The sequence below is a fragment of the Massilia sp. WG5 genome (genome assembly GCF_001412595.2).
In the GTDB taxonomy this organism is placed as follows: Bacteria; Pseudomonadota; Gammaproteobacteria; order Burkholderiales; family Burkholderiaceae_D; genus Telluria.
In genome coordinates this window covers 5,568,941-5,580,999 of the sequence record NZ_CP012640.2, presented here as the reverse complement: position 1 = coordinate 5,580,999, position 12,059 = coordinate 5,568,941, and the positions used below count along the sequence as shown (strand labels likewise).

Sequence of the window (12,059 nt, the reverse complement as noted above, 5' to 3'; positions counted from 1 at the left end):
TGTCCTCTGCCTGCCTGTCAGTGCATGGCGCCCGGCGGGATCGCGCGCGCGTGGATCACGGCGAACCATCCGCGTTCGTCGGTCCAGACGCCGGCGGCGGCGAAGCCGGCCTGCTCCAGCAGTCCGACGGCGGCGCTCGGGCGGTACTTGTAGCTGTTCTCGGTGTGGATGCATTCGCCGGCCTCGAAGCGGCGCGCGCCGCCCTGCCAGCTGACCTGCTGGCTGCTCCTCGATTCGAGGTGCATCTCGACCCGCCCCATGCGCTCGTTGTAGAAGCCGTGGTGGCGCCAGGCGCGGATGTCGAAGTCGGCGCCCAGCAGGCGGTTGGCGTGGCGCAGCACGTTCAGGTTGAATGCGGCCGTGACGCCCAGCGCGTCGTCGTAGGCGGCGTCCAGCACCGCGTGTTCCTTGGCCAGGTCGATGCCGATCAGGATGCCGCCGTCGGCGCCGCACTGCGCGCGCACGCGGCGCAGGAAGGCCAGCGCATCGTCCGGCGTGAAGTTGCCGATCGAGGAGCCGGGATAGAAGAACAGGCGGCGCTCATGGCGCACCACGTCCGGCAGGCGCCAGTCGCCGCCGGAAAAGTCCATGCCGAGGGCATTCATCTCGATGTGGCGGAAGCGCTGCTGCAGGCGCTCGACGGCGTCCTGCAGGAAGTCGGCCGAGATATCGACCGGCACGTACTGGGCCGGGTGCAGCAGCGGGAACAGGCGCGCCGCCTTGGCGCAGTTGCCGGCGCCGAGGTCGATCAGGGTCGAGCCGGTGCCGACGGCGCGCGCGATCTCGGCGCCGTGGCGCTCGAAGATGGCCGCTTCGGTGCGGGTCGGATAGTACTCGGGCACTTCGCAGATCGCCTCGAACAGCTTCGAGCCAAGGGCGTCGTACAGGAACTTCGGCGAGATACAGGCATCGCGTGCGCGCAGGCCCGCCTCCAGCTCGGCCCGCAGCCGCAGGGTTTCGGCCGAGGTGTCGAGGGTGTTGTCGAGGGCCGCCGGGTCAGGCGCTTCCTTGTGATGGTTCAGCATCGGTGAGTCCCCAGGATGTTGACGTTCTTTCCATCATACGCGAATCGGGTCCCGGCTGACGCCAGCCATGCATGCTAGAGTAGCGGCCTATGCTCGAACTCGTCGACCTCTCCAAATCCTACGGCGGCCGCACCGTGCTGGCGCAGCTCTCGCACCGCTTCGCGCCCGGCGAATTCGTTGCCGTGATGGGGGAATCCGGGGTCGGCAAATCGACCCTGCTCAACTTGATCGCCGGGCTCGATGCGCCCGACAGCGGCCAGGTGGTGGTCGACGGCGTGCCGATGTCGGCGCTCGACGACGATGCCGCCACGCGGCTCCGGCGCAGCCGCATGGGCTTCATCTTCCAGGCCTTCCACGTGCTGCCGCACCTGACGCTGGAACAGAACGTGGCGCTGCCGCTGCTGCTGAACGGCGCCGTCGACACCGGCCGCGCGCGCGCCATGCTGGATGCCGTCGGCCTGCAGGGACGCGGCGCCGACTTCCCGCGCCAGCTGTCCGGCGGCGAGCTGCAGCGCGTGGCGATCGCGCGCGCCCTGGTGCACCGCCCCGCCCTGCTGCTGGCCGACGAGCCGACCGGCAACCTCGATCCCGAGACCGCCGACGGCATCCTGCACCTGCTGCGCGACGAGATCCGCCAGAGCGGCGCCGGCGCCATCATGGTCACCCACTCGCACGCCGCCGCCGCGATGGCGGACCGGGTCCTCGTCCTGACGCGCTCCGGACTGGAATTAACGTAAATTCCGCGAAGAAAGACGCACGTTATAAGCTTTTATTCATGAACAGTGCGTCAACCTTGTCAAATTCGTAGTAGCATTCCAACAAACCCACCCAGCATAAGCCACTCAAATACGGTCGGGCAAGGAGCGCTGCATGCTCCACCTCCAAAACAGTCGGTGTGTGTCTTGAATGTCCATCCAATTACGGAGGAAGTTCATGAGCGTACGACAGAAAAAACAGGAGCTGCTCGAGGCGATGCACCGGGCCCGGGCCATGGAGCCGTCGAGCTTCGTTCCCAATCCCTTGCTCGACACCTTGATCCAGCGCATGCAGTTGAAGAACGATGCCGAATTGTGCCGCGTCCTCGAAGTGCAGCCGCCCATCATCAGCAAGATCCGGCACCGCAAGCTGAACGTGGGCGCCACCATCCTGCTGAGGATGCACGAGAAATCGAATATCCCGATCCGCGAACTGAAGGAGCTGACGGCCGAGGCGCGGGCGAACACCCCGGCGGGACGAACCACGCACTGAGCACCTGAAGGCCAGCGCGCTTATTCGACGGGGGGACGTCCGGTCTTCAGCTGGGGCAATCCGCCCAGCACCGCGCGCAGGCTGGCCACGTCGAGCTGGCCGAGCAGGGCCACGCCGATGCGCAGCAGTTCGCTCTTCTTGACTTCGAAGCCGGCTTTCAGGCAAGCCTGCTTGACCGCGCCGAGCACGGCATATTCCTGCTCCGGCATGGTAAAGCTGTCGCGCACCAGCGTGGGCCGCGCCTGGGCCGCCGCATCGGGACGGGCAAGCTCCCCTGCCCGGCTCGCGCGCCCTTTCGGGGCCGGCCCGGCGACGGCCTTTGCGGCCGCCCTGGCGACCCTGGACGCCGGCTTCGACGGGGACGGATTCCTTGCAGCCGGCTTCTTCGCCGCCGCCTTGGCCGGCGGCTTCACCGGCCTGGACGCCGCCGGTTGCGGCGCGGCCGGCTTGCGCGCGGCCGGCGCGGCCTTGGCTACGGCAGTGCCGGTGCTCCTGGCGGTCCTGGCGGTCTTCACGGCCGCGGTTTTCCTTGCGGCCGTCGTACCGGCCGCCCTGGCTGGCCGCGTGGAAGCCTCTGCTGCTTGCGCGCGCGCCGCTTTCGCGCCGGCGCCGGCGGCTGTTGTCTTCGCCATCCCGTGCTCCATCGTCAAACAAACCAAACAATATAGTCGATTTGACGCCGATCCGGAAGCCGGAGCGCGCGCGCCGCCCGCTTTCGCCCGATCTCAGGCCGGCAGCGCCTGCCGCCGCCGGTGCAGGTCGTGCACCAGCCCATGCCGCAGCCCGGCATCGGTTTCCAGCAGGCGGTCGATGTCCAGCTCTTCCATCAGCGCGATCAGGATCGCCAGCGCAGCGGCGACATCGCGCAGCAGCAGGCGCCCGAGCCCGGCCAGCGGGCGTCCGCCCCCGGCCTGCTCCAGCACCCGGGCGCCGAGCAGTTCGAGGCCGGCGCGGTCGATGGCGCCGTTCGCGCCGCAGTCGGCGCCGTTCTCGCGCGCCAGCCGGGCCAAGGTACGGACCGTGCCGGACGCGCCGTATGCGCAGTCGCGCGCCTCCGGCCCGTAGTAGGCCGCATGATCGGCCAGGCGCACGCGCGCCGAGGCCACCGCGGCCGCGAAGGAGACCGCGTCGATGCGGCCGTTGCCGAAGAAGGTCAGGGCCTGGCGCACCGTGCCCAGCGCCACCGAACCGGCCCGTTCGATGCGCATGTCCTGCCCCAGCGCGAACTGGGTCGAGCCGCCGCCGATGCTCAGCACCAGCGCACGCGTGCCGCCCGGGGCGGCGCCGGCCACGCCCATCCAGGTCAGCGCGGCTTCCTCTTCGCCGGACAGCACCCGCACCTCATGGCCGAGGGCCTGCTGGGCCGCCGGCAGGAACAGGTGGGCATTGCGGGCCATCCGCAGCGTCGAGGTGGCGACCGTGCGCACGGCGGCGAGCGGCCGCGCGCACAGGCGCTCGCGCAGGCGAGCCACGCAGGCCAGTGCGTCGCGCATGGCGTCCTGGCTCAGGCAGCCGCTGGCGTCGAGGCTGGCGGCCAGGCGCAGCGGCACGTGTTCGCCGTCCAGCGCCACCGGGACGCCTTCGCGGTAGCTGGCCACCAGCAGGCGGAAGCTGTCCGAGCCGAGCACCAGGGCGGCGTAGGTCGGCGCGGACGGATCGGGAAGATGCTCGTTCATGAAAGCTCCGGCGGGGTAGACGGCGCCACGATAGCGGAACCGCATGACGCTTCGATGACAGCGCCGCTGGCCATGTCAGGCCTCGGCGGGAACGGCCGGCGCCGGCGGCGCCAGCTCGACCCGGTTGCGTCCGCCGTCCTTGGCGGCGCGCAGGGCGTCGTCGGCGCGCCCCAGCAGGGTCACGCTGCTGTCGTCGGCGCGGATGGTGGTGACGCCGAAGCTCGCGCTCAGCGTGATCAGGGCCCGTTCGGTCTTGACCGGGGTTGCGGCGATCGCGGCGCGCATGCGCTCGGCGACCATGACGGCGTCGTCGAGGCCGGTGCGCGGCAGCAGGATCGCGAACTCGACGCCGACCAGGCGCGCCAGCTGGTCGCTGTCGCGCAGCTGGCGCTTGCAGGCGTCGAGCAGGGTGCGCAGCACGACGTCGCCGGCCGGGTGGCCGTAGCTGTCGTTGACGCGCTTGAACTGGTCGAGGTCGAACAGCACCAGCGCGGTCGGCGGACCGGGGCGGCGCGCCAGCGCCATCCACGGCGCCAGCATCTGGAAGAAGCCGCGGCGGTTGGTCACGTCCAGCAGCGGGTCCACCACTTCCAGGCGCGCCAGCTCGTCCTGCAGGCTTTCGCGGCCCAGCAGCAGCCAGCCGAAGGCCCCCAGCAGCATCAGCAGGTACAGGGCGCCGGAATACAGCTGGCGCAGCAGCTCGTTGCTCATCCAGCCCCAGCCGGACGGCGCCAGCAGCACCAGCGCGCCGCGCGCGCCGACCACCAGCGCCAGCAGCGCGGTCGCCAGCGCCAGGAAGCGGCGCAGCATCGAGGCCCGGGCCCAGCCGCGCGCGAGGGCGATGGCGGCCGAAAGATAAAAGGCGGCGAGGATCAGCGAAGCGGCCAGCGCGCGCAGGCCGATCTCGTCGACCCAATAGCACAGCAGGAAGGCGGCCACCGCCACCGCCAGCGCCGGGGTCGTGAACCTGCGCCAGCGCCGTCCGCCGGCACGCTCCCACAACGCGCCCGCCTCCCAGGCCACGCCGGCGATCACCAGGCCGTAGGCCACCGGCAGCGCCAGCCGCTCGGGGACCACGTTGACGCCGCCGATCGCCAGCAGCAGCCAGCCGGCCGCCTGCATCTGGCGCGACCAGCCCCAGGTCGACAGGGCCGCCGGGCGTCCATCGCCATGTTCGAAGAAGAATAATGCGGCGCAGATCGCCAGGTTACCCAGGGCCAGCGCGAGGACGATGGTGGTGGAATCCATGGCCGCCTCAGAACTCGTGGACCACGGCGGTGCTGCCGTCGCCGACCTTGCTGGACCAGGCCCGCGCCCAGTACGCGATCTGCGTGGCGCTCGGCGCTTCCCGCCAGAACACGATCAGGGTGCCCTTGTGGTCGTGGATCTGGGTCAGCCGGTCGACGAAGCCGCCGTCGCCATCCACGTCGGCCAGCGCCATCGCATAGCCATAGACGCGGTCGAGCCGCTCGATGCGGTCGGGCTCGGTCTGGCTGTTGGTGGCGGTGATGGTGGGATGGTCCAGGAACATGGGGTCTCCGTCAGGCTGCGGCGGCCAGCTTATCAGAAACTTATCCTCTGCAACAAGCCGAACCGGTCTCGCCGCGCCGCTCATCGTATACTGGGGCCATGCCGAACCTACCGAAGCCGCTGGTCCGTACCCGGGGCGACTGCCGCACCCTGGAGTTCACGCCCGGCGACATCCAGAGCGCGATGCGGCTGTCCCGGCCGAGCGCGCTGCTGCTGGCCTATACACGCGCCATGATGTGCTTCGCCCTGTTCGTGCCCCGCCCCCGCCACATTCTCATGATCGGACTGGGCGGCGGCTCGATGGCCCGCTTCTGCCACCGCCACTTCCCCGCCAGCCGCATCACCGTGCTCGAGCTGAGTGCCGACGTGATCGCCCTGCGCGACCAGTTCCTGCTGCCGCCCGACGACGCCCGCTTCCAGGTCATCCATGCCGACGCCGCCGAGTGGATCGCGGGTGCGGCCCGCGCAGGCGGCGCCTGTTTCGACGTGATCGTGGCCGACGGCTTCGACGCCGCCGGCCTGCCCCCGGCCCTGTCCAGCCGCGGCTTCTACGAAGACTGCCGGCGCCTGCTGGCCTCCGACGGCGTGCTGGCAGCGAATGTGTTCAGCTACGACCCGCGCCACGACGCCGTGCTGGATGCCCTGGACCGGGTCTTCGACGGCCGCCTTTGCCGGCTCGACAAGGCGGCCGGCAACAACCGCATCGTGTTCGCCGGCGCCGCCACGCAGAAACGCCCCATGCCCTGGCTGCCCACCCGGCGGCTGGAGATAGTGAACCGTCTATGCGTGCGCCTGATTCTTATGCGTCTGGCATCGCGGTCTGTTTTTGCCTAGCCACACCTGCCCGCAGCACAGGCTTGCGCGTGACAATTTGTTTGCGGAAACAACCGTTTGTGTGACAAACTTGGCCGGTCTAATTCCCTCAGGCAAGTACTTTTTATAGGATCCCGGATGCCGCGTCGCCGACTCCAGCTTTCGCTCACGCTTGCGGCGGCCCTCACGCTTGGTGGCGGCCTGGCCACCACCGCCGTGCTGACGCTGGCGGTGAAGCGGCTCGAGATCGACAACCAGACGCTGGCCTTCGAACAAGGCGCGAACGTGCGCGTGGCCGCCCTGCGGCAGGGCATGGACGAGGCGATCGAGGTCCTGAACGTCACCAACCAGCTGTTCACCACCGTGCAGCCGGTGACGCGCTCGCAGTTCCACGATTTCACCATCCCGCTGCTGCTGCGCAATCCCTATATCAAGGCCTTCAACTTCCACCGCGCGGTGCAGGACGCCGATCGCGCCGCGTTTGAAGCCGAGCTGCAGCGGATCCGCCCCGGCACCGTGCTGCGCGAAATGGTCGACGGCCGGCTGGTGCAGGCGCCGCGCCGGCCGCACTACAACGTCGTCGACTACCTCGAACCAATACAGGGCAACGAGCCGGCCTTCGGCCTGAACGTGGGCGAAAACGGCGAAGTGGCGCGGGCCCTGGCGCGCGCCCACGCCAGCGGGCGCGCCTCCGCGACCGGCCTGCTGCGCCTGGCCCAGGCCCCTGACGGCCAGCCCAGCTTCGAAGTGGTGATGCCGGTCTACGGCCCGGCCGGCCGCCTGCTGGGCGACACCGCCGCCGTGATCGAGATCCAGACCCTGGCACGTTCCACGCTGGCGCGCGCCGGCCTGCTGGAAGACCGCAGCATCCTGCTCAAACTCTACCTCGGCCCCCAGTCCGCAGCGGGCGCCATGGTGTACGCCAACCACGAGCCGGGCGAAGCCGGCGCGCCGGAACTGCCGCCGCTAAGCTGGCTGGCCCGTCCGGCAGCGCGCATGCTCGACCGTTTCGTGGCCGCGGGCCAGACCTGGACCGTGGAAGCCGCCGCGGCGCCCCGGCCCTACCTGGCCGACCACCTGGCCTCGACCCTGCTGGCGGCCGGCGGCCTGCTGTCGACCCTGCTGCTGGCCGCCTTCGTGCAGGCCGCCGGCCAGCGCGCACGCAAGGTGCAGGAACTGGTGCGCGAACGCACCGCCGACCTGAAGCTGAGCAACCAGCGCCTGATCGACGACGTGCTGGCCAGGAAGCGCACCGAAAAGGCGCTGCAGGAAAGTGAGCAGCGCTTCCGCCAGCTGGTCGCGATGTCGTCCGACTGGTACTGGGAGCAGGACGCGCAGCTGCGATTCGTCGCCCTGACCGGCCACTTCACGGAAAAATCCGGGATCGCCGTCGAGCGCATCCTCGGCAGGACCCGTGCGGAGCTGGTGGGCAGCCTGGCCGACAGCGATGCCGGCCGCGAGCACCTTGCCGCCATCGAGGCGCGCGAGCCCTTCCGCAACATGGAATACCGCTCGCTCGATGACAATGGCGAGGAGCGCTGGTACTGCGTCAGCGGCCAGCCGATATTCGACGATGCCGGCCGTTTCACCGGCTACCGCGGCACCGGCAGCGACATCACGGCGCGCAAGATCACCGAGCAGCGCGTGCACCATGTGGCCCAGCACGACGTGCTGACCGGCCTGCCCAACCGTTCGCTGCTGCAGGACCGCCTCGGCCAGGCGGTCGCTTACGCGAACCGCAGCGGCCATCCGGTGTGGGTGATGCTGATCGACCTGGACCGCTTCAAGTTCGTCAACGACAGCATGGGCCACAAGGCCGGCGACGTGCTCCTGATGACGGTCGCGGCGCGCCTGCGTTCGAGCCTGCGCGACACCGACACCGTGGCGCGCCTGTCGGGCGACGAATTCGTGGTGATCCTGTCGCAGCACGAGGACCAGCCGCTGTCCGCGGACATCGTGCAGCGGGTGATGGATTCGGTGGCCCAGCCGGTGATGCTGGGGCCCAAGGAATTCTTCGTCACCTGCAGCATCGGCGTGGCGGCCTATCCGAGCGACGGCACCCCGGCCGAGAGCCTGATCGAACACGCGGATATCGCGATGTACCGCGCCAAGAAGCTGGGCCGCAACAACTTCCAGTTCTACACCCCGGCCATGAACGAAGAGTCGCTGGAGCGGGTGCGCATCGAAAGCGCGCTGCGCAATGCGCTGGAACGCAATGAATTCGTGCTGCACTACCAGCCGCAGGTCGACCTGAAGAGCGGCCAGATCGTCGGCATGGAGGCGCTGATCCGCTGGAAGCATCCGGAACTGGGCATGGTACCGCCCTCGCGCTTTGTCGGCGTGGCCGAGGATACCGGCCTGATCGTGCCGATCGGCGCCTGGGTGATGCGCACCGCCTGCGCCCAGAACAAGGCCTGGCAGGACGCGGGACTGGGACAGCTGCGGGTGGCCGTGAACCTGTCGGCGCGCCAGTTCAGCGCCACCGAGCTGTTGCCGGGCATCGAACAGGTACTGCTCGATACCGGGCTCGATCCGTCCTGCCTGGAACTGGAACTGACCGAAAGCCTGTTCATGAGCGACGTCACGCCGGCGGTCGACCTCCTGCACCGCATGAAATCACTCGGGGTGAAGCTTTCCATCGACGACTTCGGCACCGGCTATTCGAGCTTCTCCTACCTGTCGCGCTTCCCGATCGACGTCCTGAAGATCGACCGTTCCTTCGTGAACGACATCACGCATGACGCCAACGACGCCGCGATCGTCGCCTCGATCATCGCGCTGGCGCACAACCTGCGCCTGTCGGTGATCGCCGAGGGCGTGGAAACGGCCGAACAGCTCGACTACCTGCGCCATCAGGGCTGCGATGAAATGCAGGGGTATTACTTCTCGCGCCCGCTGCCGGCCCAGGAATTTGAACAACTGTTGCGCCAGCGCCGCGGCTTGGCGGCATTCGAAGACGAACCGCAAGTGGCCGTTGCCTAAGCTTTTTGTGAAGAAAGGCCTATAAGGCCTTGTATTCTTTGCTTTAATCCGATTTTTTTGTGGCAGAAAGGAAATGGTTCCCCTACAATAGCCGTAAATCTTTTGCAACAGTGATTTTCGGATAATAAAAGAGGGATGATATGAACCATGATGCCGCCTTGATGAGCGACACCCGGAGCTCGGCGGAACGCAAGCAGCGCACCGACATGCGTACCCGCGACCTGGTCAACCAGGCAGTGGCATCGATCCCGACGCTGGGCCTGCAGCGCGCCGCGGAATTCCTGGCGGCGATGAACGTGCCGGCCGAGGTTGCGGTCCGCACGCTGGTGTATCCGAACCGCCGCCGGGCGAACTGATCAGCGTTTCGGTTCCTGGGCGCTGATGTCGGCCAGCGATTCGCGGCCGCGTTCGGTGAGTTCGTAGCCGCCGCCTTCGCGCACGGCGATATGGGACTTCCGGCTCAGGAACTGCAGCACATCCTCATCGAGCGCGCTCGCGGCATCCCGCTCGAGCGCGCGCAGCGCTTCGACGCAGCGCCGCAGGAACAGCACTTCCTGCCCCTTCTCGGTCAGCGCCAGGCTGCCGTTCTTCGCATACTGCACCAGCTTCAGACCGGACAGGCGCTTGGCGTTGCGGCCGACGCAGGCGTTGACGCGGTCGGTGCGGGCGCCGCGCCGGATGAGTTCGAGGGCGTCGTATTCATCGCCCGTCAGTTTCTCGTTCTTCATTCAGACTTTCATTGGAAGCAAAGGTCGCCATGGTAAGGCGGCCCGGCCTTCACCGCAACCTACTTCAGGGCGCGCAGCGCCGCCCAGAGCAGGAAGGCCCCGGCCAGCGCCCCCAGCGCCAGCGCTATCCGCATGCGCCGCGACGCCAGCCGAGAACTACGTCCGAGATAGATCCTGTTGTGTAAGGTGCTGCCCATGCTGTCCTCCCTGAGAGTGGCTGGCGATGTTTCATTATAGAAAGCTTCTCAGGAAGCAATGTGCGCCAACAAACATAAGCGCAAAATTGTATCCATAAAGCAACATAACCGCCTTCGCCTATCATGCGCCGGGAGCACAGGCTGGCTGTTAGGATCATCTCAACACGTCAACCCAATCGACAACGCAAGGAGAGCACGATGAACACTTCGACCCCGAAACCGGACCCCGCGGCCAAAGGTCCGCCGATGATGCACGAAGGCGATATCGGCAGCGGCGAAATCACGCCGGGCCAGCACGAGACGAACGAAATGATCAAGGAAATTCCGCCGCTGCCGCGCGGCGGCGGCAGTCGGCAGGATGCCGGCGAGACCGGCAATCAGCAGGGCGGCCCAGGCAAGTCCTGAGCACCCCGCGCCCGGGCTTCTTCAGTCCGCCTTGATCGGCGGCTGGGGCGCCCGGGGCTCTTCGACCGGCGCGCGCGCCGGCGCCGGCACATCGTCCGGATCCGGGCCCGGCCGCGGTGGCGGCTGCGACGGATCGGTCGGATCCGGCGTCGTATGGGCGCGCAGATCCGGCGTCAGGTCCCGGTCGAACATGTCAGCGACCGGAAGGGCTTCCATCATCGCCCTTCCTTCTGTTTCGCCCCGCCGCCGGCGCCCTTGCCCTTGCCGGCCTTGACGGTCGTCTTTTCGTTGTGGCTGCTCTTGTCCGGATTCACACCGGCACGGCGCTTGGCCAGATCCTCTTCCGAATCGTTGGCCGACTGTTTGTTCTGGTTGCCGCTGGATTTCGATTGAGTCATAGCAATTCTCCTGAAATGGAAAGCGTGGAAAACGTGACAAACGGATGACGTTTTCGCGCAGACTAGCATGTTGGAGCGGGGCCGGCTTTCAATCGTGCGCAGGCTTGCTATGATGGCGTTCTTGCCATTTTCACACTGGATGATCACCCATGCTGCGCCGCCTGCTTCCCTTCGCCCTCGCCTGCGCCCTCGGCTGCGCCACTGCCGGCGCCGCCCCGCCGAAGCCCATGACGCTGGCCAACTACATGGCCCTGAAAGGCCCGGTCCCGAACGCCAGCTTCGACTACGGCAGTGCGCCCTCGCAGTTCGCGGAACTGTTCCTGCCCGGTGGCCCCGGGCCCTTCCCGGTGGCGGTGCTGGTGCACGGCGGCTGCTGGACCAGGGAATTCGGCGGCATCACGCAGCTGCGCAACCTGGCCGGGGCCCTGGCGGAGCGCGGCATCGCTTCGTGGAACGTCGAGTACCGCCGCGCCGACGAGCCGGGCGGCGGCTATCCCGGCACCTACCAGGACATGAATGCGGCGCTGAGCATGCTGGCCCAGCAGGCGCAGCGCTACCCGCTCGACCTGGACCGCGTGGTGGCGGTCGGGCACTCGGCCGGCGGCCAGCTGGTGCAATGGATGGCCGGCCGCGCGCGCATCCCGGCCACCAGTCCGCTGTACCTGCCCGATCCGCTGCCGATCAGGAACGTGGTCAGCCTGGGCGGCCTGGCCGACCTGCGCCGCGAGCAGGCCTTGATCAAGTCGAGCTGCGATATCGAGGTCGGCCAGCTGACCGGCGCCCCCAGCGACACGCGCCCCGACGTGTTCTCCGACACGAATGCCGGCGACCTGCTACCGAACGGCAGCCGCACCATCCTCGTGACGGGCGAGCTGGACCGCATCTCGCCGCCGCGCGTGGCCCGCGATTTCGCGGTGCGCGCACGCGCGGCCGGCGACGCAGCCGAGGTCGTGATCCTGCCCGCCGCCAGCCACTATGACGAGGTCGCGGCCAGCTCGCGTTCCTGGCCGCTGGTATTGCAGGCGATCGAGTCGGCGCTGAAGCGCTGAGGCTTTCG

Annotated in this window: 16 protein-coding genes; 7 read left to right on the top strand and 9 right to left on the bottom strand. The window is 68.3% G+C overall.

What is annotated here, in order from left to right; translation table 11 throughout:
- Window positions 1–17: 17 nt before the first annotated feature.
- A complete protein-coding gene (gene egtD, locus AM586_RS24890; RefSeq protein WP_082439532.1) occupies window positions 18–1,025 on the bottom strand; it encodes an L-histidine N(alpha)-methyltransferase in 1,008 nt (335 codons plus the stop codon).
- Between the two features lie 89 nt (window positions 1,026–1,114).
- On the opposite strand from egtD, the gene AM586_RS24885 reads away from it, so the two are divergent.
- A complete protein-coding gene (locus AM586_RS24885) occupies window positions 1,115–1,762 on the top strand; it encodes an ABC transporter ATP-binding protein (RefSeq protein WP_047826486.1) in 648 nt (215 codons plus the stop codon).
- 196 nt (window positions 1,763–1,958) lie between these two features.
- Window positions 1,959–2,273 (top strand): hypothetical protein, encoded by a 315-nt coding sequence (locus AM586_RS24880; protein WP_047826485.1) that lies wholly within the window; start codon window positions 1,959–1,961, stop codon window positions 2,271–2,273.
- Between the two features lie 20 nt (window positions 2,274–2,293).
- Here AM586_RS24880 and AM586_RS29000 read toward each other — a convergent pair whose 3' ends face one another.
- The 4 genes from AM586_RS29000 to AM586_RS24860 form a co-directional block, all read right to left on the bottom strand.
- Entirely contained in the window at window positions 2,294–2,905 is a 612-nt protein-coding gene (locus AM586_RS29000; RefSeq protein ID WP_082439531.1) for a hypothetical protein, read from the bottom strand.
- A 93-nt stretch (window positions 2,906–2,998) separates the two neighbouring features.
- On the bottom strand, window positions 2,999–3,949 hold the full coding sequence (locus AM586_RS24870; protein WP_047826483.1) for a hypothetical protein: 951 nt from the start codon (window positions 3,947–3,949) through the stop codon (window positions 2,999–3,001).
- Window positions 3,950–4,024: 75 nt separating this feature from the next.
- Window positions 4,025–5,197 (bottom strand): GGDEF domain-containing protein, encoded by a 1,173-nt coding sequence (locus AM586_RS24865; RefSeq protein ID WP_047826482.1) that lies wholly within the window; start codon window positions 5,195–5,197, stop codon window positions 4,025–4,027.
- 7 nt (window positions 5,198–5,204) lie between these two features.
- The gene (locus AM586_RS24860) at window positions 5,205–5,480 is read right to left on the bottom strand and encodes a hypothetical protein (protein WP_047826481.1); all 276 of its coding nucleotides are present in this window, start codon (window positions 5,478–5,480) and stop codon (window positions 5,205–5,207) included.
- A 98-nt stretch (window positions 5,481–5,578) separates the two neighbouring features.
- Between AM586_RS24860 and AM586_RS24855 the strand changes: the two genes are divergently transcribed.
- From AM586_RS24855 to AM586_RS24845, 3 genes are all read left to right on the top strand, one after another.
- Entirely contained in the window at window positions 5,579–6,313 is a 735-nt protein-coding gene (locus AM586_RS24855; RefSeq protein WP_047826480.1) for a fused MFS/spermidine synthase, read from the top strand.
- Window positions 6,314–6,430: 117 nt separating this feature from the next.
- The gene (locus AM586_RS24850) at window positions 6,431–9,274 is read left to right on the top strand and encodes an EAL domain-containing protein (protein WP_047826479.1); all 2,844 of its coding nucleotides are present in this window, start codon (window positions 6,431–6,433) and stop codon (window positions 9,272–9,274) included.
- 140 nt (window positions 9,275–9,414) lie between these two features.
- Complete coding sequence (locus tag AM586_RS24845; RefSeq protein WP_047826478.1) at window positions 9,415–9,630, top strand: hypothetical protein; 216 nt, start codon at window positions 9,415–9,417, stop codon at window positions 9,628–9,630.
- On the opposite strand, the gene AM586_RS24840 is transcribed toward AM586_RS24845, so the two are convergent.
- Both AM586_RS24840 and AM586_RS28675 read right to left on the bottom strand, forming a co-directional pair.
- Window positions 9,631–10,002: a hypothetical protein gene (locus AM586_RS24840; RefSeq protein ID WP_047826477.1), complete on the bottom strand. Its 372-nt coding sequence runs from the start codon at window positions 10,000–10,002 to the stop codon at window positions 9,631–9,633. It lies immediately after the preceding gene.
- A 59-nt stretch (window positions 10,003–10,061) separates the two neighbouring features.
- Entirely contained in the window at window positions 10,062–10,199 is a 138-nt protein-coding gene (locus AM586_RS28675) for a hypothetical protein (protein WP_197416509.1), read from the bottom strand.
- 198 nt (window positions 10,200–10,397) lie between these two features.
- Here AM586_RS28675 and AM586_RS24835 point away from each other — a divergent pair, with 198 nt between their 5' ends.
- Window positions 10,398–10,604 carry a hypothetical protein gene (locus tag AM586_RS24835; protein WP_047826476.1) on the top strand — a complete coding sequence of 69 codons (207 nt, stop codon included), beginning with the start codon at window positions 10,398–10,400 and terminating at the stop codon, window positions 10,602–10,604.
- Between the two features lie 21 nt (window positions 10,605–10,625).
- On the opposite strand, the gene AM586_RS24830 is transcribed toward AM586_RS24835, so the two are convergent.
- Both AM586_RS24830 and AM586_RS24825 read right to left on the bottom strand, forming a co-directional pair.
- Window positions 10,626–10,823 (bottom strand): hypothetical protein, encoded by a 198-nt coding sequence (locus tag AM586_RS24830; RefSeq protein WP_047826475.1) that lies wholly within the window; start codon window positions 10,821–10,823, stop codon window positions 10,626–10,628.
- The gene (locus AM586_RS24825) at window positions 10,820–11,002 is read right to left on the bottom strand and encodes a hypothetical protein (RefSeq protein ID WP_047826474.1); all 183 of its coding nucleotides are present in this window, start codon (window positions 11,000–11,002) and stop codon (window positions 10,820–10,822) included. Before AM586_RS24825 ends, AM586_RS24830 begins: the two co-directional genes overlap by 4 nt.
- A gap of 149 nt (window positions 11,003–11,151) precedes the next feature.
- Here AM586_RS24825 and AM586_RS24820 point away from each other — a divergent pair, with 149 nt between their 5' ends.
- Entirely contained in the window at window positions 11,152–12,051 is a 900-nt protein-coding gene (locus tag AM586_RS24820) for an alpha/beta hydrolase (protein ID WP_047826473.1), read from the top strand.
- Window positions 12,052–12,059: the final 8 nt, after the last annotated feature.

What these genes read in the sequence shown, in the direction of transcription:
- egtD (WP_082439532.1), bottom strand. Translation starts at nt 1,025, where the DNA reads ATGCTGAACCATCACAAGGAAGCGCCTGACCCGGCGGCCCTCGACAAC.
- AM586_RS24885 (WP_047826486.1), top strand. Translation starts at nt 1,115, where the DNA reads ATGCTCGAACTCGTCGACCTCTCCAAATCCTACGGCGGCCGCACCGTG.
- AM586_RS24880 (WP_047826485.1), top strand. Translation starts at nt 1,959, where the DNA reads ATGAGCGTACGACAGAAAAAACAGGAGCTGCTCGAGGCGATGCACCGG.
- AM586_RS29000 (WP_082439531.1), bottom strand. Translation starts at nt 2,905, where the DNA reads ATGGCGAAGACAACAGCCGCCGGCGCCGGCGCGAAAGCGGCGCGCGCG.
- AM586_RS24870 (WP_047826483.1), bottom strand. Translation starts at nt 3,949, where the DNA reads ATGAACGAGCATCTTCCCGATCCGTCCGCGCCGACCTACGCCGCCCTG.
- AM586_RS24865 (WP_047826482.1), bottom strand. Translation starts at nt 5,197, where the DNA reads ATGGATTCCACCACCATCGTCCTCGCGCTGGCCCTGGGTAACCTGGCG.
- AM586_RS24860 (WP_047826481.1), bottom strand. Translation starts at nt 5,480, where the DNA reads ATGTTCCTGGACCATCCCACCATCACCGCCACCAACAGCCAGACCGAG.
- AM586_RS24855 (WP_047826480.1), top strand. Translation starts at nt 5,579, where the DNA reads ATGCCGAACCTACCGAAGCCGCTGGTCCGTACCCGGGGCGACTGCCGC.
- AM586_RS24850 (WP_047826479.1), top strand. Translation starts at nt 6,431, where the DNA reads ATGCCGCGTCGCCGACTCCAGCTTTCGCTCACGCTTGCGGCGGCCCTC.
- AM586_RS24845 (WP_047826478.1), top strand. Translation starts at nt 9,415, where the DNA reads ATGAACCATGATGCCGCCTTGATGAGCGACACCCGGAGCTCGGCGGAA.
- AM586_RS24840 (WP_047826477.1), bottom strand. Translation starts at nt 10,002, where the DNA reads ATGAAGAACGAGAAACTGACGGGCGATGAATACGACGCCCTCGAACTC.
- AM586_RS28675 (WP_197416509.1), bottom strand. Translation starts at nt 10,199, where the DNA reads ATGGGCAGCACCTTACACAACAGGATCTATCTCGGACGTAGTTCTCGG.
- AM586_RS24835 (WP_047826476.1), top strand. Translation starts at nt 10,398, where the DNA reads ATGAACACTTCGACCCCGAAACCGGACCCCGCGGCCAAAGGTCCGCCG.
- AM586_RS24830 (WP_047826475.1), bottom strand. Translation starts at nt 10,823, where the DNA reads ATGATGGAAGCCCTTCCGGTCGCTGACATGTTCGACCGGGACCTGACG.
- AM586_RS24825 (WP_047826474.1), bottom strand. Translation starts at nt 11,002, where the DNA reads ATGACTCAATCGAAATCCAGCGGCAACCAGAACAAACAGTCGGCCAAC.
- AM586_RS24820 (WP_047826473.1), top strand. Translation starts at nt 11,152, where the DNA reads ATGCTGCGCCGCCTGCTTCCCTTCGCCCTCGCCTGCGCCCTCGGCTGC.